We start from the raw sequence: 22,200 nt of genomic DNA, 5'->3' as shown, positions 1-22,200 counted from the left end.
ATTTTGAAGCTCTGGCCGTCAGCGGCGGTGCGTTACACCGCGCTGCGACGGTAGCTGCGGTAGTTGGGCATCCAGAAGTTGCGCTCTATGGCTTCAACGAGCATTTCTTCGGTGGTCTCCAGCGCAAAACCCTCAGCCTGAGCCTGCAACGCAACGGCGAGGGCGATCTTCTTGCTCACCTGTTGAATCTCCTTGAGCGGCGGCAATACCGCATCACCTTTGCCCGTCACCATCGGCGAGCACTCTGCCAACGCATTGGAAGCCGCCATCAGCATTTTGTCCGTGATGCGCGTCGCCTTCGACGCCACGACCCCAAGGCCGATGCCCGGGAAGATGTAGGAGTTATTGCACTGAGCGATATGGAACGTGCGATCACCCACGGTGACAGGGGCAAAGGGGCTGCCCGTTGCGACCAGCGCGTCGCCATTGGTCCAGGTCAGAACTTCCTGTGGAGTGACTTCCACTTTAGAGGTTGGGTTGGACAACGGCATGACCAGCGGCTTGGCACAGTGCTTATGCATCTCTCGGATCACTTGCTCGGTGAACAGACCACGTTGGCCCGACACACCGATCAGCACCGTAGGCTTGCCGTTGGCGACGACGTCCAGCAATTCGGGCGAGCCTTCGCCGCTAGACCAACCCTCAACATCGCCAGACTTCTGCGCGAGGTTCTTCTGGAAGTCCAGCAGGTTGTCCATGCTGTCCGTGAGCAGCCCGAAGCGATCAACCATCATCACGCGTTTGCGCGCTTCGGCTTCGCTCAAGCCCTCGATCACCATCGCCGCGATGATGTGCTCGGCAATCCCGCAACCCGCCGACCCCGCGCCCAGGAACACGACCCGCTGCTGGCCGAGGGTTTCGTTCTTCGCCTTGCACGCCGCCAGCAATGTGCCCACGGCAACCGATGCCGTCCCCTGAATGTCGTCGTTAAAGCAGCACAGCTCGTCGCGGTACTTTTCCAGCAGCGGCATGGCGTTGGTCTGGGCGAAATCCTCGAACTGCAGCAGCACGTCCGGCCAGCGGCTCTGCACGGCCTCGATGAACAGCGCAATGAAGTCTTCGTACTCTTTGCCGGTCACGCGCTCATGGCGCCAGCCCATGTACATCGGGTCGTCCAGCAATTCTTTGTTGTTGGTGCCCACGTCGAGCACGATCGGCAAGGTGTAAGCCGGGCTGATGCCACCGCATGCGGTGTACAGCGACAATTTGCCGATCGGAATGCCCATGCCACCAATGCCCTGATCGCCCAGCCCAAGGATGCGCTCGCTGTCCGTGACCACGATGATTTTGATGCGATCTTTGGTCGCGCTGCGCAGGATGTCATCGATGCGATCGCGTTCAGGGTAAGAAATGAACAGCCCGCGGTGGGTGCGGTAGATTTTCGAGAATTCCTGACACGCCTGACCTACCGTCGGGGTGTAGATAATGGGCAGCATCTCGTCGAGGTGCGAATCCAGCAAGCGGAAGAACAGCGTTTCGTTGTTGTCCTGAATGGAGCGCAGATAAATATGTTTATCCAGGTCACTCGCGCACTGCTGGTACTGGCTGTAAACGCGGGTGACCTGCTCTTCGATGGTTTCTACGTTCTGTGGCAGAAGGCCAACCAGATTGAAATCGATGCGTTCCTGCGGCGTGAATGCACTGCCCTTGTTGAGCAGCGGCATCTCCAGCAAGGAAGGGCCGGCGTAGGAAATGTATAAAGGTCGCGAGGTCTTGGTCATTTGCAGTGATCGCCTTTTCTCTGTTTGCTCTATCAATACGTAGTCGAAACGACGCCCGGAGGTCGGATACCACACGACGCTCGATACGGGACTCCGCCCGAAGAAATAGGGGGTGAAAACAGGGTGCCTATCTTACTCGCCTGAAATCGATTGCGACATTTTGTCGCCTGTTGATTGCGCCATGATGGCCGGATTTCATCAAACCAATCAGCAACGCCCTACCGAGTGGAAACTGATCAGGCTTGCACGGTCACGCGAGAGACCACGGCATAGCGTTGCGCTCAAGTCAGGTGCCGGTGTTCAGTTAAGGTCACGCCGGGACCGCAGCAAAATACATCGCGCATTGAACTGGCGATGAGCCATCGCAGTCACATTGATATCAAACCGGAGATATTAATGTCAGGCCAGCGCATCTTTCGCATCCACTACCGCTTTCTGGGGGAGCACCGTGTATTTCTCCAACCCGATTCAAAGTTGAATGAAGCAGATGCCTGGTACTACGCCTGCCTGCATGCGGGGGTTGGCGTGTTGCACAACGTGTCGAAGACAAGAGAAGAGCTGAGCGCCCTGATCGCTCATGGACGTCGGTATGGATTGACGGCGGTGCGCTGGGCGGAATGGGCTTAGGTTGGATGCCGATGGCGCTTCTGACAGCGCCAGCGACTGAAGCGAAGTGAAACTTGCTCCTTTTTTTGCGCAAAAAAAAGCCCCAGAAGCATGGCTTCTGGGGCTTTTCAAATAATGGCGGAGAGATAGGGATTTGAACCCTAGGTACTGTCGCCAGTACAACGGATTTCGAATCCGTCCCGTTCGGCCACTCCGGCATCTCTCCAACGGCGCGCATCATAACAGGTCGTTTAAAGAACGCGAATCCTTTTTAAGGATTTTTTCGCGTTCTTTCAGGTGCTTGCAGCATTTTGCGGGCGCAGCAACGGATCAGAGCGGTACGCCGAGACGCTGAGCGACTTCTTCGTACGCTTCAATGACATCGCCCAAGCCCTGACGGAAGCGGTCCTTGTCCATTTTCTTGCGGGTTACTTTGTCCCACAGGCGGCAGCCGTCAGGGCTGAACTCGTCGCCAAGCACGATCGAGCCATCGCTGAACACGCCGAACTCAAGCTTGAAGTCGACCAACAGCAGGCCGGCATCGTCAAACAGCCTGGTCAGGACTTCGTTGACTTTGAGGGACAGCTCTTTCATGCGAACCAATTGCTCGGCGGTGCCCCAACCGAACGCCACGACGTGGGAATCATTGATGAACGGATCGCCCTTGGCGTCGTCCTTCAAAAACAATTCGAACGTGTAAGGGTTCAGCTTCATGCCCTCCTCCACGCCCAGGCGCTTGACCAGGCTGCCGGCGGCGTAGTTACGAACGACGCACTCGACCGGGATCATGTCGAGCTTTTTGACCAGCACTTCGTTGTCGGCCAGCAGTTTGTCGAACTGGGTCGGAATGCCAGCAGCTTCGAGCTTCTGCATGATGAAGGCGTTGAACTTGTTGTTCACCATGCCTTTGCGGTCGAGCTGTTCGATGCGCTTGCCGTCGAACGCCGAGGTGTCGTTGCGGAACACAAGGATCAAGCGGTCAGCGTCATCGGTCTTGTAAACCGACTTGGCTTTGCCGCGGTAGAGTTCTTCACGTTTTTCCATGATGGGCTCCGCTTGCTGAATGATGTGGGCGAATCGCCCGTTTGGGACGTCAGGCGATTTCACGCCAGTCGAGCCCGGAATCCTGATCGGCCAATTGTAGCCAGTCTGCGTCGCAGCCAAGGGTGTCGACGAAGCATTGCCGGGCCAGATGCGGCAGGTTGTTCTTGCTGCTCAGATGGGCCAGCACCAGGTGTTGCAAGTCCTGCCACCCAAGCTCATTCACCAGGCTGGCGGCCTGATGGTTGTTCAGATGGCCCCGGTCCCCGCCTACACGCTGCTTGAGGAAGTACGGGTACTGACCACGGGCAAGCAGATCGCGACAGTGATTGGATTCGACCATCAGCGCATCCAGCCCGCGATAGCTGTCCAGCACTACCGGGCAATACGAACCCAGATCGGTCAGCAAGCCGAAGCGACGGCGCCCGTCGTTAAAGACGAATTGGGTGGGCTCCAGCGCGTCATGAGCCACGGACACCACGTCAATGCTTAAGCCCCCGATGCGCAGGTCCTGCCCACCGGCCAGCCGCAAACCTGCTTCAACCGGCTTGCGCATGCCGCGCAGCGTGCCATCACTGAGGTACACGGGTACATCGTAGCGCCGAGACAGCAAGCCCACGCCATGCACATGATCGGCATGTTCATGGGTCACTAGAATGGCACTGAGCTGTTTGCCGCTGACGCCCAGCCGGTCGAGCCGTCGCTCGGTTTCCCTTAGAGAGAAACCGCAGTCGACCAACACGTAGGTGTCGTTGCTCGCAACCAGTGTACCGTTACCGCGACTGCCGCTACCCAGAACTGCGAAGCGCACTTAACCCAGGTTGTCCTGAATGACGCTCAGCACGCGGCGCGCGATATCCGTCGGGGCTACGGTGTTGATGTTCTTCTCGACCGTTACCTGAACGTTTTCGCCAACCTTACTCAGGCGAACCTGATAACGCTCGGCGCGGGCTTCTTTCTCTTCTTTCGACTCTTCGCTGCCGAACACGCGGCTGAGGAAGCCCGGCTTGTTCTCAGGCTTGTCGGCTTTTTCCGCCAGGTTGATGTAGTACAGACCCAGGCTGCGGTTGATATCCTCAACACGCCAGTCACCCTGATTCAGGGCGCGACCGACGCTTGACCACGCGCGATCCAGGTCTGCACCCAGGTTCAGCACCGGGTTGCCGCTGCCGTCTTCACTGAGGGAAACGCGGCTAGGGGTATCGAAATCACGGGCGGCAAGCAGCGAGACTGACCCGCCCTTCTCGGCCGTGCGGGTCAGGCTGGCGAGCATGTCGTCAGTGAGCACCGAGTCCAGGCCGACGTTGGTGCTGCGTGACGGGAAGGCTGGATCGTCGTTGCTGCCCGCCGGGCGTTGCACGCTGACCACGTAAATTTCACTGGTGTTGCGCTGCACACCCGGCTCGATACGCACACGAACGCGGCTTTCGGTGTTGGCGGCATCGCCACTGGCCCCCATGCGCTTGGCAACCGACGCGGACAATTCATCCATGCGCTGCCAAGTGGTGTTGAATTCACCGGTCTGCGGACGATCTTCGGCGATGCGGAAACCGTTGTCTTCGAAGTACTGATGGGCCACTGGCCAGACTTCGGCAGGGGCGCGCTGGGCCAGAATCCAGCGGTTGTCGCCGCTCTTCTGCAACGTGTAGTCGCCGGAGTCCTGAACGGTGGACAACGGCTGCGGACGCGGCACGTTAAATGCGCCCTTCTGGGTGTCGTCGGCTACGTTGCGCGGGATAGGCAGCAGTGGGTCCAGACGTTTGACTTCCTGAACGCCCTCGGGCAGCTGCATTGGCGGCTTCTGGGTGGCTTCAAGGTAATCGCTGCTGCGATCACGGAAATAACCGTCCTGACCAAAAAGCCAGCTGCAACCGCTGGTGCTGGAGATAATCAAGGCTAGTGCGGAAAGTCCGGCCAGTCGCTTCATTGCGTAGTGCTTCCTCATTAGACCAATACACCGGACTGGCGCAGGGCCTGACGCAGCGGCTCGTGGCAGGACTCGCTGAGCCAGGTGAGTGGCAGACGGATTCCGTCTGGCATCAAACCCATCTCATGCAAGGCCCACTTCACGGGAATAGGGTTCGATTCGATGAACAGTGTCTTGTTGAGCGGCATCAGCTTTTCATGGATGGCGCGGGCGGCGTCGGCATCGCCAGCCATGGCGGCCTTGCACAAATCAGCCATGGCACGCGGAGCAACGTTGGCGGTGACAGAGATATTGCCTTTGCCACCCAGCAGCATCAGTTCCACCGCCGTTGCGTCGTCGCCGGAGTACACCAGGAAGTCACTGCTGACACCGGCGAGAATGTCGCGGGCGCGCTGCAGGTCACCCGTGGCTTCCTTGATGGCAATGATGTTTTTGACTTTCGACAGGCGGATAACGGTCTCGGCTGACATGTCGCAGGCTGTACGGCCAGGCACGTTATACAGAATTTGCGGGATATCGACGGCTTCAGCAATGTGCTTGAAATGCTGATACAAGCCTTCCTGGGTCGGCTTGTTGTAATACGGGGTGACCAGCAGGCAGGCATCGGCACCGGCGTTCTTGGCGTTGGTGGTCAGTTCGACCGCCTCGCGGGTGGAGTTCGCGCCCGTACCGGCGATGACCGGAATGCGGCCGGCAACCTGCTGAACAACACGGCGGATGACTTCGATGTGTTCGTTGACGTCGAGCGTCGCGGACTCACCTGTGGTGCCGACGGCAACAATGGCGTTGGTGCCTTCTTGCAGGTGAAAGTCCACCAGTTTGCTCAAGCTGTCCCAATCGAGACGACCTTGTGCATCCATGGGTGTGACCAGTGCCACCATACTGCCCGCAATCATGCAAACCGCTCCTGCCGGAAAAAGAGAGCGGTAATGGTACTGGCGCCATGATCCTTGCACAAGGCGAGCATTCCCCTCGGCGACGGTTTTCGCTACCCTTCGGTCTTTGATCGGTACGGGTCATCTGCCCGGCTCGTTCGACTGCTCGATTTTGTTGCCAATCACCCCACCCAGCGTCGTTATCGCGCGCCATGACAGGCTCATGGCAGCGACTGGCGGTCGTGGGCCGGGGCAACCTGCAACGTCTTCGTTCGTCGAGCCCGCCGGCACAGGCCCGCTGCGTACCGACCGCTCATCGTTTAGGAATGCTGCATGTCATCCATCCCCACAGTTCGCGAACAATTCCTTGTCATCAGTGCCCTTGGCGCCAACCCAATGGAGCTGACCAACGTGCTGTGCCGCGCCAGTAACGAAAGCCGTTGCTCGGTCGTCAGCTCGCGCCTTACCCGTCATGGTGAATGCAGCGCTCTGATCCTGCAGATCTCCGGCAGCTGGGACGCTCTGGCGCGCCTGGAAACCGGGCTGCCAAATCTGGCCAAGAAGCATGCCTTCACCGTCAACGTAGTGCGCAGTGCCTCCCTGGAAAATCGTCCGGAGGCACTGCCTTATGTGGCCTACGTCAGCTCGGCCTATCGTCCTGACATCATCAATGAGTTGTGCCAGTTCTTCATCGACCACAATGTCGAACTGGAAAATCTGATCTGCGACACCTATCAGGCACCGCAGACCGGCGGCACCATGCTCAACGCGACGTTCACCGTGACGTTGCCGGCCGGCACCCAGATCAGCTGGCTGCGTGACCAGTTCCTGGACTTCGCCGACGCACTCAACCTCGATGCGCTGATCGAACCATGGCGCCCTCAAGCACCGATGTAAGGATTCCCGAATGGCTGTAGAACTCGATCAACCGGTCGCCGACTTCCAGGTGCAGGCCACCAGTGAGCAGGCGGTCACCCTGTCGGGGCTGAAAGGCCAGCAGGTTGTCCTGTATTTCTATCCAAAAGACAGCACGCCCGGCTGCACGACCCAGGGCCAGGGCTTTCGCGATCATCACGCCGACTTCCTGGCCGCCAACACGGTGGTGTTCGGCGTCTCGCGGGACGGGCTGAAATCCCACGAGAACTTCAAGGCCAAGCAGGCGTTCCCGTTCGAGCTGATTTCCGACAAGGATGAGTCGCTGTGCCAGCTGTTCGACGTGATCAAGTTGAAAAAGCTGTACGGGAAGGAATACCTGGGTGTGGACCGCAGCACGTTCCTGATCGACAAGGACGGTGTGCTGCGCCAGGAATGGCGCGGCGTGAAGGTGCCGGGGCATGTTGCAGCAGTGCTTGAAGCTGCTCAGGCACTCGCCAAGGCCTGAGCGCCATGATGTGGGAGTGAGCTCGCTCGCGATCGGATTCGTTTAGTCATCGTCTATTGACCCTGACAACGCCGATCGCGGGCAAGCGCGCTCCTACAAAAGCAAGGCAAAACCTACAACAAAGGCGCCACCGTCGGCTCATTCCGAGGCCAGGCATCCAGCACGGCCTTGAACAGGGTCGCCAGCGGGATCGCAAAGAAAATCCCCCAGAACCCCCACAGCCCGCCGAACAGCAGTACTGCGCAGATGATCGCCACCGGGTGCAGGCTCACGGTCTGCGAAAACAGCAATGGCACCAGCACATTGCCATCCAGCGTCTGGATGATGCCGTAGACCGCCATCAGGTAGATGAACTGATCGCTCCAGCCCCATTGGAACAGCGCGATGAACGCCACCGGCACGGTCACAACTACCGCGCCCACATAGGGCACTACCACCGAGATACCCACCAGCATGGCCAGCAGCGCCGAGTAATTGAGGCCCATGGTGACGAAGGCGACATAGGTGACGATGCCGCAGATGAAGATCTCGATGACCTTGCCACGAATGTAGTTGGCGATCTGTCGATTCATCTCCACCGCTACCCGAGTGATCAGCGTACGTTCGCGAGGCAGATACCCCCTCGCCCACTGGCTGATCATCCGGCGGTCCTTGAGGAAGAAAAACACCAGGATCGGTACCAGTACCAGATAGATCATCATGTTGACCAGCAGCGGCAAGCTGGAGAGGGAAAACGTCAGCGCCCACTGACCGAATTTTCCGACTTCACCACGCGCCACTTCGATCGCCTGTAGCACCTGCTCATCAGACACGAGATGAGGATAGCGCTCCGGGAGGAGTAACAGCAGCGATTGCCACTTGGCGAGCATCCCGGGCAGCTCGTTGAACAGTGTGATCAGTTGATGCCAAAGCAACGGCACCAACACCAGCAGAAACAAGGCCAGCGCCCCCATGAACAAGGCGAAAACCAGCCCCACCGCGCCGCCTTCAGGGACGCGCAGGCGCTCGAGCAGATTCACAAGACCTTGCATCAGAAACGCCAGTACCAGCCCGGCCAGCACCGGGGCGAGCATGCCGCCGAGGGTGAGAACAGCGGTAAACCCTAGAATCAACAGCACCGCCAGCACTACCGCTTCTTCGTCGGAGAAGTAGCGCTGCATCCAGTCGCGAAGCACTTTGAACATCAAATATCCTATGGGTGCGGGAGGTCAGAAGCGCTCACGCTTTACGTAGCCAATACCGGTAAACACCGTCAGCGTTTTCCTCATGCAAAAGCACATGCCCAGCCAGTTTTGCGAAGGTGTTGAAGTCGCGCTGTGAGCCAGCATCCGTGGCCGTCACTTTTAGCACCGCACCGCTGGCCAGCCGATTGAGTTCCATCTTGGCTTTAAGCAAAGGAAGCGGACAGTTAAGACCGCTGGCGTCGAGCTCTGCATCGCAGACCGCGGGTTGTCCTACAGCGTCAGACATCACTTCTCTCCGGCTAGACACATCCGCGTTTGCATAAAGGCAAAACGGCGGAAGAACATTCTTACAAGTTTTCCAGAATACCCCACTCTGGTCAGCAAGCCATCGAGCCAGCTACAGTGGCGCCTTTCTGCCCCAGAGTTTCGTGCATGAATTTTTTGCGCCCCACGCTGCTGACACTCGCCTGCCTGCTGGCGGCTCCGAGCTTTGCGGAAGACGATCTGCCGTCCCTCGGCGACGCGAGTTCATCCATCGTTTCTCCGCAGCAAGAGCATGACCTGGGGCGCGCGTGGCTCGGGTTGCTGCGTTCTGAAGTCGCGCAGCTGTCCGATCCATTGCTCAAGGATTTTGTCGAATCCTCGGTCTACCGCCTTGCCGAAACCAGTCAGGTGCAGGATCGCCGACTCGAGTTCATCCTGATCAACACCCCGGAGATCAACGCCTTTGCGGCGCCGGGCGGGATTATCGGGGTCAACGGCGGGCTGTTTCTGCACGCTGAAACAGAGGGCGAATACGCAGCCGTACTCGCCCACGAACTGGCTCACCTTTCACAACGGCACTTCGCCAGGGGCGTGCAGGCGCAGCAGCGGATGCAGGTTCCGGTGATGGCGGCGATGCTGGCGGGTATCGTCATGGCCGCCGCCGGGGCGGGGGATGCCGGTATTGCTGCGATTGCCGGCACTCAGGCAGCTGCCATTCAGGAGCAGGCGCGGTTCTCGCGGCAGAACGAATCGGAAGCCGATCGCATCGGCATTCTCAATCTGGAAAAGGCAGGGTACGACCCGCGCAACATGCCCACCATGTTCGAACGTCTGGCGCGTCAGTACCGTTATGACGCGAAGCCTCCGGAATTCCTGATGAGCCACCCGGTCACCGAATCGCGTATCGCCGACACCCGCAACCGCGCCGAACAAGCCAAGCCCGGCGGCAAGGAGGACAGCCCGGCGTACCAGTTGATGCGCGCGCGAACGGTGCTGATCTACGAAGAAACTCCCGGCATGGCCGCCAAGCGTTTCCGTGCGCAACTGGCCGAGAACCCGAAAAACGACGCCGCTCGCTACGGCCTGGCGCTCGCGCAGACCAAGGCGGGTCAGTTGAACGAAGGCCGTGAGACGTTGAAGCCGCTGCTCGACAAGGCGCCGGACAACATCGTCTACAACCTCGCTGCCGTTAACCTCGACATCTCCAATAACCGCCTGCCCGACGCTCAGCAGCGAGTGGACCGGATGCTGAATCTGTACCCCGATAATTACCCGCTCAATCAAGCGAAGGTCGATGTCCTGCTCAAGCAGTCCAAAGCCCCGGAAGCGTTGAAGTCGCTGGAGATTCTGCTTAAGAGTCGACCAGATGACCCCGACATCTGGAACCAGGTGGCCGACACCCGTGGCCTGTCCGGCAACACCATTGGCCTGCATCAGGCTCGCGCGGAATACTTCGCGTTGATGGGCGACTTCAAGCAGGCGATTCAGCAGCTCGAATTCGCCAAACGGCGTGCCAACAACAACTTCCAGCTGGCCTCAAGGATCGATGCGCGCCAGCAGGAAATCATCGCTCAGGAACGTGCCGTGAAGGACATGATGAACTGAGGCGAGTTGTGGTCAGCTACAAGCGGTAAGCCCTAAGCTGCAAGATAGAATGCATCGAATCCGCTTGTCGCTTGTAGGACTGGCTTCAGCCGGGAAAGGCCAGGAGGACATTTGGGATTTGCTATCTAGCGAGTGACGCCTTCCCGACTGAAGCCGGTCCTACTTTGAACACGCCGTGTCAGGCATTTCCCGTGTTCCTCATGCGCGCCGCCTGAGTAAAGTCGAGCATGCGCTGCAACGGCCGAACGGCGTGGGGGATAACTGCCGGGTCGACGAATATCTCGTTGGTGCATTCGCGCAAACACTCAAGCGTACGCGCCAATGTGTTCATCGCCATCCAGGGGCAATGCGCGCAGCTGCGGCAGGCGGCGCCGTTGCCCGCCGTCGGTGCTTCGATGAATGTCTTGTCCGGGCACAGCTGCTGCATCTTGTAAAAGATGCCGCGATCGGTGGCAACGATGAACATTGAATTGGGCAACGTTTGCGCCGCCTTGATCAACTGGCTGGTAGACCCCACCGCGTCGGCGAGATCAATGACGGACTCAGGTGACTCGGGATGCACCAGAACCGCTGCATCGGGGTACAACGCCTTCATGTCTTCCAACTGGCGGGACTTGAACTCCTCGTGAACAATGCAGGCGCCGTCCCACAACAACATGTCGGCACCGGTCTGACGCTGAATGTAACGACCCAGGTGCTTGTCAGGTGCCCAGATTATTTTTTCACCGTTGTCCATGAGGCTTTCGACGATTTCCAGCGCGCAGCTGGAGGTCACCACCCAGTCGGCCCGCGCTTTCACGGCGGCTGAGGTATTGGCGTAGACCACCACGGTACGGTCGGGGTGCTGATCGCAGAACGCGGAAAAATCCTCGACGGGGCAGCCCAAATCCAGGGAGCACGTGGCGTCCAGCGTTGCCATCAGAACGCGTTTCTCGGGGGTAAGAATTTTCGCGGTTTCCCCCATGAAGCGCACGCCGGCGACCAGAACAGTTTTCGCCGGATGGTTTTTGCCGAACCGCGCCATCTCCAGAGAGTCGGAAACACAACCCCCTGTTTCTTCGGCCAACGCTTGAATGACCGGATCGCAGTAATAGTGAGCCACCAGCACAGCGTCCCGCGCCTTGAGCTCGGCCGCAATCAACTGGCGGTACCGGGCCTCTTCTTCCTCGCTCAGGGTTCTGGGCTGCCTGGCGTCCAGATGCGCCTGGACCAGGAGGCGTTCGGAGATGTGTGTCATGGGCAATAACCTGAATGCGCATGCGGACGGAAGGTCCGCATGATTGAAATCGGCAGGAAAAGTAGCACGGCATCCGTTGAGCGATCACTTAACAGCAGGCCGTTGAATGAAGCGTTCGAAATCGCAGGAGCGTCATTTATTAAAGACACAAAGCTCGCCGCATTGCCTGCGAAACCCGCAAGCCAGCCAATCGATGGCAGAATCTGATTCACTGGACAGTTTTTGGAGACCTTCATGCTGGGCGTATTTGAACGACGGCTCGACCCCTTCCCCCCCGATGAAGCACCGCCGCCGCCGGTGGGGCTGGCCCGTTTTCTGTGGGCCTGCACCCGCGGCGCCCGGGGTTACATTCTCATGTTCGCGGTGCTCAGTGCGTGCGTTTCGCTTTATGAGGCCTGGCTGTTTTCGTTTCTCGGGCAGGTCGTCGACCTTCTTTCGACGTGGAAAGCCGGAGGCGTCGCTGCCGAACAGGAAAGTCGAGCGCTGTGGGGCATTGGCATTGTGCTGGTCGTCAGCATTGGCCTGGTTGCATTGCGCACCATGGTTCAGCATCAGGTGCTGGCGATCAACCTGCCGCTGCGGCTGCGCTGGGACTTTCACCGCTTGATGCTGCGGCAGAGCCTGTCGTTCTTCTCCGATGAGTTTTCCGGCCGGGTCACCACCAAGGTGATGCAGACTGCGCTGGCGGTGCGGGAAGTACTCTTCACTCTGATTGAAATCGCGCCCGGTATCGGTGTGTATTTCCTGGCGATCATCGCCCTGGCAGGCGGCTTTGCCCTGAAGCTCATGCTGCCGTTCATTGCCTGGATCGTCCTGTTCGGGCTGGCGATGCTGTACTTCGTGCCGCGCCTGGGCAAAGTCGGCCAGGAGCAGGCCAACGCCCGCTCTTCGATGACGGGGCGAATCTCGGATGCCTACACCAACATCACCACCGTGAAACTGTTTTCCCACTCCAAGCGTGAGGCGCATTTTGCGCGCGCAGCCATGGAGGACTTCAAGCAAACCGGCTTCCGCCAGATGCGCCTCGTCAGCCAGTTCGAGATCGTCAATCAGGCGCTGGTGGTAGCGCTGATTCTCGGCGCCGGCGGTTATGCGTTGTGGCTGTGGCACCAAGGTGACGTAGGGACCGGCGCCGTGGCGGCCATCACCGCCATGGCGTTGCGCATCAACGGCATGTCCCACTGGATCATGTGGCAAATGACCTCGCTGTTCGAGAGCATCGGCACGGTGCAGGACGGCATGGCGACCTTGACCCAGGGGCCGAAGGTGCAAGACGCGCCTGATGCAAGCGTGCTGGTGACTACCGGTGGTGCGGTCACTTTCGATAACGTCAGCTTCAACTACAACGGCGAGCGTCAGGTGCTGGACGGCCTGAGCCTGGCTATCCGTCCGGGCGAGAAGATTGGTCTGGTGGGCCGTTCCGGCGCGGGCAAATCCACGCTCATCAACTTGCTGCTGCGTTTCTATGACGTGGACAGCGGGGAGATCCGCATCGATGGCCAGAACATCAAACAGGTCACGCAAGACAGCCTGCGCAGCGCTATCGGCATGGTCACGCAGGACACGTCGCTGCTGCATCGCTCGATTCGCGACAACATTGCCTATGGCCGCCCCGACGCGACCGACGAAGAAATCCGCGCTGCCGCAGCCAACGCTCAGGCCGACGGATTCATCAGTCAGCTCAGCGACAAGCAGGGTCACAGTGGTTACGACACCTTGGTGGGTGAGCGCGGTATCAAGCTTTCGGGAGGCCAGCGCCAGCGTGTCGCCATTGCCCGCGTGATGCTGAAGAACGCGCCGATCCTGCTACTTGATGAAGCCACAAGCGCGCTGGACTCCGAAGTCGAAGTGGCGATTCAGGAAAGCCTGGACGAGATGATGAAGGGCAAAACCGTGATCGCGATCGCCCACCGGTTGTCGACCATCGCAGCCATGGACCGACTGATCGTAATGGACGATGGGCGCATCATCGAGCAGGGCACACACACCGAGTTACTGGCCAGAAACGGCACCTACGCCCGGCTTTGGCACCATCAGAGCGGCGGGTTTCTGGGTGAGGATCAGGGAGTAGCCGAGGGCGCGGATCACATCTAGCCCCTTTTGATCCAGCGTCCGCCCTCTCGGCACGACGGCTTTTCGACGGAGCCGTCGGCCACCTCTTGCAACTGCCGCATGCGCTGACCTGCGCGTCCATCAGATTCCGCTAGTAGACCGACTTACTAGGATGTATTCTCCGACGCTATGACTACTCTCACTGCACGCGGTTCATCTGATGTCCGTCAAGGAATCCTCGACGTCGGCCAGCGTCTCATGGCCGCCAAAGGGTATTCCGCTGTCGGTCTGAACGAGCTTCTGGCCACTGCCGGCGTACCGAAAGGCTCCTTCTACCATTACTTCGGTTCGAAGGACGCCTTTGGCGAGGCATTGCTTGAAAACTACTTCGACGATTACCTCGCGGACATCGACCGCATTCTCGGCGAGCCCGGTTTGACCATGGGCGAGCGCTTGATGAATTACTGGCGGGTCTGGCAGAACACCCAGTCGTTCGAGAACTGCCAGGGCAAATGCCTTGCTGTGAAGCTCGGCGTGGAAGTGGCCGATCTTTCGGAATCGATGCGCGCCGTTCTCAAGCGCGGGACTTCCGGGATCACTGACCGCTTGGGCAGCGCGATTGAGGCCGGCGTTGCCGACGGCTCACTGCCCGCCTGCGAGCATCCCTATGCCGTTGCGCAAAGTCTCTACCAGCTTTGGGTCGGCGCCAGCGTAATGGTCAAGATTGAGAAGAGCCTCGCCCCGTTCGAGACCGCCATGGCCTCGACGCGCGCAATATTGCGGCTTGCCTGAACAGGCACCGCTAGCCTGGATATCCATTCTCCGATCTCGACTTTTCTTCATCTGAGCCCAGACCGTGTCCTGCTCTAGCGCCGGTCTTTGCTCGCCTGTAACCAACCTTCTCCCACGATCCCTGACCAGCATAAAAATATTTTGAAATATCTATAGACGACTGGTCTACTCAGAGTTAAGGTGTACCCACATTGACCCGCTACGAGACTGACGTGATGAAGATCAGGACAACGCTTACTGCGCTTGCAACCTCACTCACATCGCTGGCGGATGCAGGCGTCCCTTCAGCTCACCCCGGTGCATCGCTTACTGCCAAGACAGTGGGTGATCAAAGCGGCTAACCAAGCTCTTTTTTGCCCACTTCTTAGACGACTGGTCTATTAACGTTCCACTTACTGTTCCACAACTTTGACTGCGCAGCAGTCTTCAACTCAGCTAAAAAGGAATACACGATGAAAGTGCTTATGGTTCTGACCTCTCACGACACCCTTGGCAACACTGGTCGTCCGACCGGTTTCTGGCTTGAAGAACTGGCCGCGCCCTATTACGCGTTCAGCGACATCAATGCCGAGATCGTTCTGGCTTCACCAAAAGGTGGCCAGCCTCCGCTGGACCCGAAAAGCAACGAGCCTGACTTCCAAACCGACCTGACGCGTCGATTCGAAAAAGACGAGAAAGCCACCGCCCAACTCGCCAACACCGTGCGCCTGGACAGCGTGTCCCAGGCAGATTTTGACGCTGTGTTTTATCCGGGTGGCCATGGCCCATTGTGGGATCTGGCTGAAGACCAAAACTCCATTCAATTGATCGAGTCGTTCATCGCGGCACATAAACCGGTCGCAGTCGTATGCCACGCGCCTGGTGTCCTGCGTCATGTGAAAAACGCCGACGGCACGCCGCTGGTCGATGGCAAGAAAGTCACCGGTTTTGCCAACAGCGAAGAAGAAGCCGTCGGCCTGACTGATGTCGTACCTTTTCTGGTCGAAGATGTTCTCAAATCGCTGGGCGGCGTCTACTCGAAAGGCCCGGACTGGGGCTCTTACGTGCTGACTGACGGCCTGCTCATCACCGGGCAGAACCCGGCATCTTCAGGCCCGGCGGCAGACGTCCTGATCAAGGCACTGCAAAACAAATCAGCCTGATGCACAGCCAATGGCGAGAGGTGTGCGCACCGCTCCCTTCCAACACCTCTAGCGAGATCAACGCCATGAACTGGTAATGAACGGATTCATCCAAGCCCAGGCCCGACTTTATGTCGGGCTTTGTCGTTTGATCGCGGCCTTGACAGCCTCTGGTAAATCACAGGAACCCGAACATACTTCAAGGGAACAGGCGCGGCACAGCGCCGCTCTGGCGTTGAAACGATCATCGCCCGCCCCTTCTATTACTGTGCAAACACCTTTTAATGCCGGTCAGCGACCGACAGATGCTTCGCCTGACAAGCTCCTGTTTACTGCTGGTTAAACACTTCAACGTCATAACGCATTCAACCTGACAGTACTCGGACCCACGCGCGCAGACCATGGTCTGCGATAGCGATCTTGTGATGGCGGACAACGCGGGAGCAGATATCGAGGACGTCTGAACCCAAGAGACGGATACCTGGGGCAAGCCGTTGCAATCTGGCTGGAAGTATCCACGCCGGCCAACTGTTTACTCAGGGTTCCGCCAAGCGTTACGGTCTAACGCCCACAAAGAGCGCCGACAAACATGGGCGTAGCAAGACCAGCACGCCATCAGCGCAGCGTAGGACTCACCGCCTGACGGGTCTCGCGACAAGCTGTGTCGCCGCGCTTCAGGATCTGATTGAGGCCTATGCAGACGCCGCGCCCATCGAACTGATAGGCCTGACCCCGCTGACCTGCACGCCGTCAGCTGAATCAGGCGCGGCCGAATGGCAGGCATAAATAAACCGTCGCACGTGCGACGGCTTTTTGCAGCGTGGGCGGTTACAGAGCTCCACCCACGCTGATATCGCTCACTGGATATCAGTCAACGCTTTTGGCCCAGACAGCCTGCGCGTTAGTGAACTCGCGCAGGCCGAAGTGCGAGAGTTCGCGGCCATAGCCGCTCTTCTTGACGCCGCCCACCGGGATACGCGCATTGGTGGCCGGGAAACCATTGATGAACACGCCACCGGTCTCCAGACGACGGGCGATGCGCTGGGCCCGCGCGATGTCCTGGGTCCACAGGCTGCCGCCCAAACCATAATCGCTGGTGTTGGCCAGCACGATCGCGTCTTCGGCATTCGCAGCGACAGTGATGGCTGCCACCGGGCCAAATGTTTCTTCATCAAAGGCCGCCATGCCTGGCGCCACATCGCCCAGCACGGTAGGCGCATAAAAGTTGCCCGGGCCGTCAATCTTGTGCCCGCCCAGCAGCAAGGTTGCGCCAGCGGCGAGGGTGCGTTGAACCTGGCCATCAAGCTCGTCACGCAAATCGGCACGGGCCATAGGGCCGACATTATTTGCGCTGTCGAGCGGGTCACCGACCTTCAGTTGCTCAACCGCCGCGACGAATTTGCGCGTGAATTGCTCGGCTATTGGCGCTTCAAGGATAAAGCGTTTGGCGGCCAGGCAGACCTGACCGGCATTCTGAAAGCGTGCTTCGACGGCCGCTTTCACTGCCAGGTCAATGTTGGCGTCGGCCAGAACGATGAACGCATCCGAACCGCCCAGTTCCAACAGGCTTTTCTTGAGCGCCTTGCCGGCAGTGGCCGCCACCGCCGAACCAGCGCGCATGCTGCCGGTCAAGGTCACAGCCGCGATGCGTGGGTCTTCAATCGTGCGGGCGACCGTTTCGTTATCGGCAATGAGGTTGGTGAACAACCCTTTAGGGAAGCCAGCGGATTCATAGGCCTCTTGCAACGCATAAGCCGAGCCCATCACGTTCGGTGCATGCTTGAGCATGAAGCCGTTGCCCGACAGCATGATCGGCCCGGAAGCGCGAATCACCTGCCACAGCGGGAAATTCCAGGGCATCACCGCCAGCACAGTGCCAATCGGCAAAAACGAAACGTGGACCTCATCCTCGCCCTCTACCTTGACCGGCTCGTCGGCGAGAATCGCTGGGCCGTTATCGGCAATCCACTCGATCGTGGCGGCGCATTTCTCCACCTCCCCTCGTGCGGCGCCCAGGGTCTTGCCCATCTCGGCGGTGATCAACGCAGCAAAGGACTCCGAGCGCTCGCGCAGCGTGGCGGCCAGACGGCGATAAGCCAATACTCGCTCGGCCATCGGCGTGGCGCGCCAGAGGCGAAAAGCCGCACCGTTGGCATCAAGCAATTGCTCGACTTCGCTCTGCGTCTGGAAAGGATAGGTGGCGATCAGCTCGCCGGTAGCGGGGTTGCGCGACGTGGCGACATTTGGCGTAGAGATCGAGCTCAAATCAGACATGGTCATTACCTCGTTTGGCGGTCGGTGCAGCACTTTTGCGCTGCGATGACCGCCACTCTAGGTAAGCCCGGAAAGGCCAGGAAGGCGTGTTGTTATCCTATGACCGTGAGTCATAGGCAGTGTGGCGCGGGATGTAGGTCACCAGCGACAAGTCCGGTCGCCCCTCGGGTGTCAGGGCGACGTAGGTGAAATCGATGTAGCCGCTGATGGGATGCAACAGGCGCTTGCGGCCTTCTTCGAATCCTTTGACTTCGGTGTCCTGCCACCACTCCTGAAACTCGGGGCTGAGGGCCGAGAGCTCTTCAACCAGACTGTCGAACGGTGCCTTGTCCAGAGCCAGCGCGCGTGAAGCCCGAAACGCACTGATCATGCCTCGGGCCATCTGTTCCCAGTCAAGGATGATGGTCCGGTACGGGATATACAAAAACAACAGACGCAACGTGTTGCGCTCATGAGGCTGCAGCGAGCCGTAATCCACGAACAGCTCGGCGATGGCGTCGTTCCACGCGAGGATATCCAGGCGAGCGTTGCGAACATAGGCGGGGATGGGATTGACCGCGCGCACCAGCATTTCCAGGCCGGCAGTCACCCCTCCCCCGGTTGGCGCGGTCGGCACCTCAAGCGCAGAGAGCGCATACAGGTGAGCGGACTCCACACGATCCAGCTTGAGCACCTTGGAGATCCGTTGCAGCGCATCCGGCGAAGGCTGAATGTCCCGGCCCTGTTCGAGCCAGGTGTACCAGCTGACACTCACGCCAGCCAGGGCCGCGACTTCCTCGCGACGCAATCCCGGGGTCCGACGCGGTCCTTCAGGCAAACCGAAATCTTTCGGATCAAGCCGCGCGCGGCGGCTGGAGAGAAACTTGCCGAACTCGCGTCGCTGTTCAATGGACGGTCTTTTTGCCATAACTCACTCGTGGTCCCGGTTTTTGTCGATTACCGACAAGCAGGCATCGTGGGTCAAGGTCTGGCGTGGGTCAAGCCGGTCAATGTGTCAGCGATGGCCTTGGTCCGCCGAGCAGTGCCTTCGGTGGCCTGACTGGAGTGTTCCAGCGTGTCGAGCATTTCGCGCAAGGCACTCACGCCGGTGGACTGGTCCTCGATCTGCTGCGCCACGCGCTGGATCTCGCTTGAGAGCAAATCGATATCAACGCCGATTTCTGCGGCGTTCTTGCGCGTGATTTCCGCCAGCTTGCGCACCTCGTCCGCCACGACCGCAAAGCCGCGACCCAAATCACCCGCCCGTGCTGCCTCAATGGCTGCGTTGAGGGCAAGAAGATTGGTCTGGCCGGCGATCTGCTGGATCACTTGTACGATCGATTGAATACGCAGGCTTGACCCGGCCAGCGCACGCGCGCCGACCACCGCTTCGTCCGCCTGGCTGGCCAGTGCTTCAACCGTGCTGCCGGCATTCGCCGACACCGCGTTCTGTTGGTCTATGGTGCCTGCCAGATCATCCATCGACAGGTGTAACTCGCCAGAATAGTGCTTGATCTGGGTGGACATCTCTTCCTGCTGCTGCCCGGCTTGAGCCAGGACGCGACCCAGTGCAGCAAGGCCTTCGAAAACCGGCAACACCTTGGTGTCCAACCCACGGGTATCCAGCGCATTGTTGAAATCGTTCAGCTTGAAGGACTCGATCTGCTTCACGATAACGTGGTTCAGGCCGACCATTTTCTTCAACTGGCGGCGCAGGAAAAACGCCTTGAACTCGCCATAGTGCGCAATGAAGCGATCGACATACTCGTCCGCGAAAGACGCGCCTTTCGCCACTCTGAAGAAGAAGATCGCCGTGAGCGTCTGGTTGAGGTTCAGGCCCAGAATTTCACCGAACGTCGAGAATCCCACCAGAGGCACATCCCCAAACAATCCGGCCATGCTGCCCAGATCCTTGCCGTTGTTCGCCCTGCGCAAGATGCAGTCATTGAGGATGGCGGCGACGGGTTGTCCACCCTTGCCCCTGAGGAACTGCTCATAATCGACGCGCGTGGCTTCGCGCAACGGGGTGCGTTTGACCATCACCAATTCTTCGCCAGGTGCCACGTCGCAGAACAGTTGAATGATTTGCTGCGCATGGTCGATCCGCGCAATGGAACGCACAAACAACTCATCGCCCACCCGAATGGCAAACGAGTAATCCGCGAGGTTCTTTTCCAGCGCCTGGGCATCACAACTGAATGCATTACACAGGGCCTGCACCATGCTCATGATGTTGCCCTGGCTGTCGATCACCTGATTGATCGTACGATCTTCAACGGACGCGGTCAGAACGCTCAGCGTCAGCCCGGCAGGCTTGAAGTTTTGGCTTTTGAACACGCCGAACCGAATATCGGGGGCGGTCTTGATGAAGACTATTTGCGCATGGTTCTGGTAGCTGCGCTTGCCGTCGTGAATGAGCGTCTTCTTGAAATCCGATTTGCCCCCGGCCGAGCCGCCTACAAAGAGGCAGGGAAAACGACCGGACTCATACAGCGCTTCCATGAAGAACGATTCGGATGCCGACAGCCCGTCGAACACCACATAGGCGAGGGTGTCGCGATGATCGATGCTTGTGGTCACCTGAGCGCGCCGGATGTTGCCTACCAGCTTTTCAATGCGCTCGCGCATCTCCATTCGCTTGCCGCCGCTGCGTATGTCTTCGCATTCCAGCGGCACCATCACCACCTCGGCCGAGGCAATCACGCTTCGTTCGAACAGCTGCAAGACGATGCGATCCCAGCGATCTCCGGTGGCGCAGTACAGGCTGCCAGAACTGTTGCACAGCTCGCCCGAGGTGGTGCACAGGCTGAGAGTGCTGTCGGGGAAGCGTTGCTTGATGCGCGCGGCGATCTGGTCGATGTCCAAATGCGGCGAGACAAAACCTGTCACCAGAACGGGAATTGAACGCACCCCTGCCAGGACACGGTCGAGTTCGCCTGCCGTGCAGTTAAGGCTGATCGCTCCCTGGCCGCTGGCTCGGGATCGATTGAAGAGGTTGAATGGGTTCATCGCTGGCTCACTAGAAAGGATTGCGGTGCGTAGGCATGGCGTACGCAACGCTTTTTTCTGTATCGGCTGTGGCAAAGCCGACTTGAAGCGAGGGCGCGGGCACTGGTCGGGTGAATAACCGGGGGGATGTTCGGGGCGGTACGGCGAGTGGGATGCGGCGGCGGGTGGTGTCGATGGGCTTCGCGTTCAGGTGCAAGCGTTGTTAACGCAGAGGCCAGGACGCCGCTCGCTGCGCACATTCTGCCTGGCCTGCACAGGGGCAGGCCAGGCAGGCTGGATCAGTCCGCCTGTTCCTGGGCCAGGCGCTTGAGCAGTGCCTCAGCCGCGGCTTCGGACGAAGCCGGGTTCTGACCGGTGATCAAATGGCCGTCTTCCACCACATAGCTGGCCCAATCTGCAGCTTTGGAATAAAGGGCACCTTTTTCCTTGAGCATGTCTTCGACCAGAAACGGCACGACCTCGGTCAGGCCGGCGGCTTGCTCCTCAGAGTTGGTAAAGCCTGTGACCTTCTTCCCATGCACCACTGGATGGCCGTCAGGTGTGCAGACGTTCTTAAATACCCCAGGCGCGTGGCAAACGGCAGCAATCGGCTTATTGGCAGCGTAGAAAGCTTCGATCAGCACTTTGGAATCCAGATCTTCGGCCAGATCCCACAGCGGGCCGTGGCCACCCGGGTAAAACACAGCATCGAAATTGTAGGGATCGATTTCGCCCAGCGGCAGCGTATTTGCCAGGGCCGCCTGCGCATTGCTGTCTGCCTTGAAGCGGCGCGTGGCTTCGGTCTGGGCATCGGGCTCGTCGCTTTTTGGGTCCAGCGGCGGCTGTCCGCCCTTTGGCGACGCCAAGGTGACCTGGGCGTTTGCGTCTATGAAGGTGTAATACGGCGCCGCGAATTCTTCGAGCCAAAACCCGGTTTTTTTACCGGTGTCGCCGAGCTGATCGTGCGATGTAAGAATCATAAGAACGTTCATGCGAGCCTAGTCTCCCTGCGATATGGCGCAGCACAGAGTCGCGCCGCGTTATTGTCAGAGACCTTGTCGAGGCAGATGTTCAAGTTGATTGACGCAGCCCGGCTCTGTCCCTGCGTTCGGCGCTTATGTTACGACTGCTCGGGCAGGTCGGCATGTCGGGG

General features: G+C 59.1%; 21 protein-coding genes and 1 tRNA gene. 9 read left to right on the top strand and 13 right to left on the bottom strand.

The genetic code is table 11. The features are described from left to right. Window positions 1-32: 32 nt before the first annotated feature. A complete protein-coding gene (locus tag QRN48_RS20430; RefSeq protein ID WP_037013985.1) occupies window positions 33-1,721 on the bottom strand; it encodes an NAD-dependent malic enzyme in 1,689 nt (562 codons plus the stop codon). 354 nt (window positions 1,722-2,075) lie between these two features. On the opposite strand from QRN48_RS20430, the gene QRN48_RS20425 reads away from it, so the two are divergent. Then, window positions 2,076-2,348: a DUF6555 family protein gene (locus QRN48_RS20425; RefSeq protein ID WP_285352775.1), complete on the top strand. Its 273-nt coding sequence runs from the start codon at window positions 2,076-2,078 to the stop codon at window positions 2,346-2,348. Between the two features lie 115 nt (window positions 2,349-2,463). Here the strand turns inward: QRN48_RS20425 and QRN48_RS20420 are convergent. The 5 genes from QRN48_RS20420 to dapA all read right to left on the bottom strand — a co-directional run bounded on the left by QRN48_RS20420 (window position 2,464) and on the right by dapA (window position 6,191). Next, a tRNA-Ser gene (locus tag QRN48_RS20420) sits at window positions 2,464-2,553 on the bottom strand. Window positions 2,554-2,657: 104 nt separating this feature from the next. Then, window positions 2,658-3,371: a phosphoribosylaminoimidazolesuccinocarboxamide synthase gene (gene purC, locus QRN48_RS20415; RefSeq protein WP_285352774.1), complete on the bottom strand. Its 714-nt coding sequence runs from the start codon at window positions 3,369-3,371 to the stop codon at window positions 2,658-2,660. Between the two features lie 49 nt (window positions 3,372-3,420). Beyond that, a complete protein-coding gene (locus tag QRN48_RS20410; RefSeq protein WP_285352772.1) occupies window positions 3,421-4,179 on the bottom strand; it encodes an MBL fold metallo-hydrolase in 759 nt (252 codons plus the stop codon). Further along, window positions 4,180-5,295, bottom strand: a complete 1,116-nt coding sequence (bamC, locus tag QRN48_RS20405) for an NlpB/DapX family lipoprotein (protein ID WP_037013999.1) — start codon at window positions 5,293-5,295, stop codon at window positions 4,180-4,182. Between the two features lie 17 nt (window positions 5,296-5,312). Further along, a complete protein-coding gene (dapA, locus tag QRN48_RS20400; RefSeq protein ID WP_191944886.1) occupies window positions 5,313-6,191 on the bottom strand; it encodes a 4-hydroxy-tetrahydrodipicolinate synthase in 879 nt (292 codons plus the stop codon). A 312-nt stretch (window positions 6,192-6,503) separates the two neighbouring features. Here dapA and QRN48_RS20395 point away from each other — a divergent pair, with 312 nt between their 5' ends. Both QRN48_RS20395 and QRN48_RS20390 read left to right on the top strand, forming a co-directional pair. Next, complete coding sequence (locus QRN48_RS20395) at window positions 6,504-7,067, top strand: glycine cleavage system transcriptional repressor (RefSeq protein ID WP_037014004.1); 564 nt, start codon at window positions 6,504-6,506, stop codon at window positions 7,065-7,067. 10 nt (window positions 7,068-7,077) lie between these two features. Further along, the gene (locus QRN48_RS20390; protein ID WP_037014007.1) at window positions 7,078-7,551 is read left to right on the top strand and encodes a peroxiredoxin; all 474 of its coding nucleotides are present in this window, start codon (window positions 7,078-7,080) and stop codon (window positions 7,549-7,551) included. A 113-nt stretch (window positions 7,552-7,664) separates the two neighbouring features. On the opposite strand, the gene QRN48_RS20385 is transcribed toward QRN48_RS20390, so the two are convergent. Beyond that, window positions 7,665-8,735 carry an AI-2E family transporter gene (locus QRN48_RS20385; protein WP_285352766.1) on the bottom strand — a complete coding sequence of 357 codons (1,071 nt, stop codon included), beginning with the start codon at window positions 8,733-8,735 and terminating at the stop codon, window positions 7,665-7,667. Window positions 8,736-8,769: 34 nt separating this feature from the next. Further along, a complete protein-coding gene (locus QRN48_RS20380) occupies window positions 8,770-9,021 on the bottom strand; it encodes a sulfurtransferase TusA family protein (protein ID WP_191944889.1) in 252 nt (83 codons plus the stop codon). A gap of 146 nt (window positions 9,022-9,167) precedes the next feature. Between QRN48_RS20380 and QRN48_RS20375 the strand changes: the two genes are divergently transcribed. Next, window positions 9,168-10,604 (top strand): M48 family metalloprotease, encoded by a 1,437-nt coding sequence (locus tag QRN48_RS20375; protein WP_037014015.1) that lies wholly within the window; start codon window positions 9,168-9,170, stop codon window positions 10,602-10,604. A gap of 178 nt (window positions 10,605-10,782) precedes the next feature. Here the strand turns inward: QRN48_RS20375 and nadA are convergent, their stop codons facing one another. Further along, window positions 10,783-11,841: a quinolinate synthase NadA gene (gene nadA / locus QRN48_RS20370; RefSeq protein WP_285352762.1), complete on the bottom strand. Its 1,059-nt coding sequence runs from the start codon at window positions 11,839-11,841 to the stop codon at window positions 10,783-10,785. Window positions 11,842-11,880: 39 nt separating this feature from the next. Here nadA and QRN48_RS20365 point away from each other — a divergent pair, with 39 nt between their 5' ends. From QRN48_RS20365 to QRN48_RS20345, 5 genes are all read left to right on the top strand, one after another. Next, window positions 11,881-12,048 carry a hypothetical protein gene (locus tag QRN48_RS20365; protein ID WP_285352761.1) on the top strand — a complete coding sequence of 56 codons (168 nt, stop codon included), beginning with the start codon at window positions 11,881-11,883 and terminating at the stop codon, window positions 12,046-12,048. Between the two features lie 27 nt (window positions 12,049-12,075). Continuing rightward, window positions 12,076-13,935: an ABC transporter ATP-binding protein gene (locus QRN48_RS20360; protein WP_037014019.1), complete on the top strand. Its 1,860-nt coding sequence runs from the start codon at window positions 12,076-12,078 to the stop codon at window positions 13,933-13,935. A 147-nt stretch (window positions 13,936-14,082) separates the two neighbouring features. After that, window positions 14,083-14,685, top strand: coding sequence for a TetR/AcrR family transcriptional regulator (locus QRN48_RS20355; protein WP_037014022.1), 603 nt, complete (start codon window positions 14,083-14,085; stop codon window positions 14,683-14,685). Window positions 14,686-15,137: 452 nt separating this feature from the next. Next, a complete protein-coding gene (locus QRN48_RS20350; RefSeq protein ID WP_191944892.1) occupies window positions 15,138-15,827 on the top strand; it encodes a type 1 glutamine amidotransferase domain-containing protein in 690 nt (229 codons plus the stop codon). A gap of 76 nt (window positions 15,828-15,903) precedes the next feature. Beyond that, the gene (locus QRN48_RS20345; RefSeq protein WP_191944893.1) at window positions 15,904-16,149 is read left to right on the top strand and encodes a hypothetical protein; all 246 of its coding nucleotides are present in this window, start codon (window positions 15,904-15,906) and stop codon (window positions 16,147-16,149) included. A gap of 524 nt (window positions 16,150-16,673) precedes the next feature. Here QRN48_RS20345 and QRN48_RS20340 read toward each other — a convergent pair. The 4 genes from QRN48_RS20340 to QRN48_RS20325 form a co-directional block, all read right to left on the bottom strand. Continuing rightward, a complete protein-coding gene (locus QRN48_RS20340; protein WP_285352962.1) occupies window positions 16,674-18,071 on the bottom strand; it encodes an NAD-dependent succinate-semialdehyde dehydrogenase in 1,398 nt (465 codons plus the stop codon). Between the two features lie 106 nt (window positions 18,072-18,177). Beyond that, a complete protein-coding gene (locus QRN48_RS20335) occupies window positions 18,178-18,987 on the bottom strand; it encodes a helix-turn-helix transcriptional regulator (protein WP_285352756.1) in 810 nt (269 codons plus the stop codon). Between the two features lie 53 nt (window positions 18,988-19,040). After that, complete coding sequence (locus tag QRN48_RS20330; protein WP_285352753.1) at window positions 19,041-21,068, bottom strand: FIST N-terminal domain-containing protein; 2,028 nt, start codon at window positions 21,066-21,068, stop codon at window positions 19,041-19,043. Window positions 21,069-21,346: 278 nt separating this feature from the next. After that, window positions 21,347-22,039, bottom strand: a complete 693-nt coding sequence (locus QRN48_RS20325; RefSeq protein ID WP_037014040.1) for a type 1 glutamine amidotransferase domain-containing protein — start codon at window positions 22,037-22,039, stop codon at window positions 21,347-21,349. Between the last annotated feature and the right edge of the window lie 161 nt (window positions 22,040-22,200).

Source organism: Pseudomonas sp. ME-P-057 (assembly GCF_030208975.1).
Taxonomy (GTDB): domain Bacteria; phylum Pseudomonadota; class Gammaproteobacteria; order Pseudomonadales; family Pseudomonadaceae; genus Aquipseudomonas; species Aquipseudomonas lutea.
This window is presented reverse-complemented; position numbering and strand designations above follow the sequence as displayed.

What these genes read in the sequence shown, in the direction of transcription:
- QRN48_RS20335 (WP_285352756.1), bottom strand. Translation starts at nt 18,987, where the DNA reads ATGGCAAAAAGACCGTCCATTGAACAGCGACGCGAGTTCGGCAAGTTT.
- QRN48_RS20360 (WP_037014019.1), top strand. Translation starts at nt 12,076, where the DNA reads ATGCTGGGCGTATTTGAACGACGGCTCGACCCCTTCCCCCCCGATGAA.
- QRN48_RS20380 (WP_191944889.1), bottom strand. Translation starts at nt 9,021, where the DNA reads ATGTCTGACGCTGTAGGACAACCCGCGGTCTGCGATGCAGAGCTCGAC.
- QRN48_RS20355 (WP_037014022.1), top strand. Translation starts at nt 14,083, where the DNA reads ATGACTACTCTCACTGCACGCGGTTCATCTGATGTCCGTCAAGGAATC.
- QRN48_RS20425 (WP_285352775.1), top strand. Translation starts at nt 2,076, where the DNA reads ATGAGCCATCGCAGTCACATTGATATCAAACCGGAGATATTAATGTCA.
- QRN48_RS20385 (WP_285352766.1), bottom strand. Translation starts at nt 8,735, where the DNA reads ATGTTCAAAGTGCTTCGCGACTGGATGCAGCGCTACTTCTCCGACGAA.
- QRN48_RS20395 (WP_037014004.1), top strand. Translation starts at nt 6,504, where the DNA reads ATGTCATCCATCCCCACAGTTCGCGAACAATTCCTTGTCATCAGTGCC.
- QRN48_RS20365 (WP_285352761.1), top strand. Translation starts at nt 11,881, where the DNA reads ATGATTGAAATCGGCAGGAAAAGTAGCACGGCATCCGTTGAGCGATCA.
- QRN48_RS20330 (WP_285352753.1), bottom strand. Translation starts at nt 21,068, where the DNA reads ATGAACCCATTCAACCTCTTCAATCGATCCCGAGCCAGCGGCCAGGGA.
- QRN48_RS20390 (WP_037014007.1), top strand. Translation starts at nt 7,078, where the DNA reads ATGGCTGTAGAACTCGATCAACCGGTCGCCGACTTCCAGGTGCAGGCC.
- purC (WP_285352774.1), bottom strand. Translation starts at nt 3,371, where the DNA reads ATGGAAAAACGTGAAGAACTCTACCGCGGCAAAGCCAAGTCGGTTTAC.
- dapA (WP_191944886.1), bottom strand. Translation starts at nt 6,191, where the DNA reads ATGATTGCGGGCAGTATGGTGGCACTGGTCACACCCATGGATGCACAA.
- nadA (WP_285352762.1), bottom strand. Translation starts at nt 11,841, where the DNA reads ATGACACACATCTCCGAACGCCTCCTGGTCCAGGCGCATCTGGACGCC.
- QRN48_RS20325 (WP_037014040.1), bottom strand. Translation starts at nt 22,039, where the DNA reads ATGAACGTTCTTATGATTCTTACATCGCACGATCAGCTCGGCGACACC.
- QRN48_RS20375 (WP_037014015.1), top strand. Translation starts at nt 9,168, where the DNA reads ATGAATTTTTTGCGCCCCACGCTGCTGACACTCGCCTGCCTGCTGGCG.
- QRN48_RS20350 (WP_191944892.1), top strand. Translation starts at nt 15,138, where the DNA reads ATGAAAGTGCTTATGGTTCTGACCTCTCACGACACCCTTGGCAACACT.
- bamC (WP_037013999.1), bottom strand. Translation starts at nt 5,295, where the DNA reads ATGAAGCGACTGGCCGGACTTTCCGCACTAGCCTTGATTATCTCCAGC.
- QRN48_RS20345 (WP_191944893.1), top strand. Translation starts at nt 15,904, where the DNA reads ATGAACGGATTCATCCAAGCCCAGGCCCGACTTTATGTCGGGCTTTGT.
- QRN48_RS20430 (WP_037013985.1), bottom strand. Translation starts at nt 1,721, where the DNA reads ATGACCAAGACCTCGCGACCTTTATACATTTCCTACGCCGGCCCTTCC.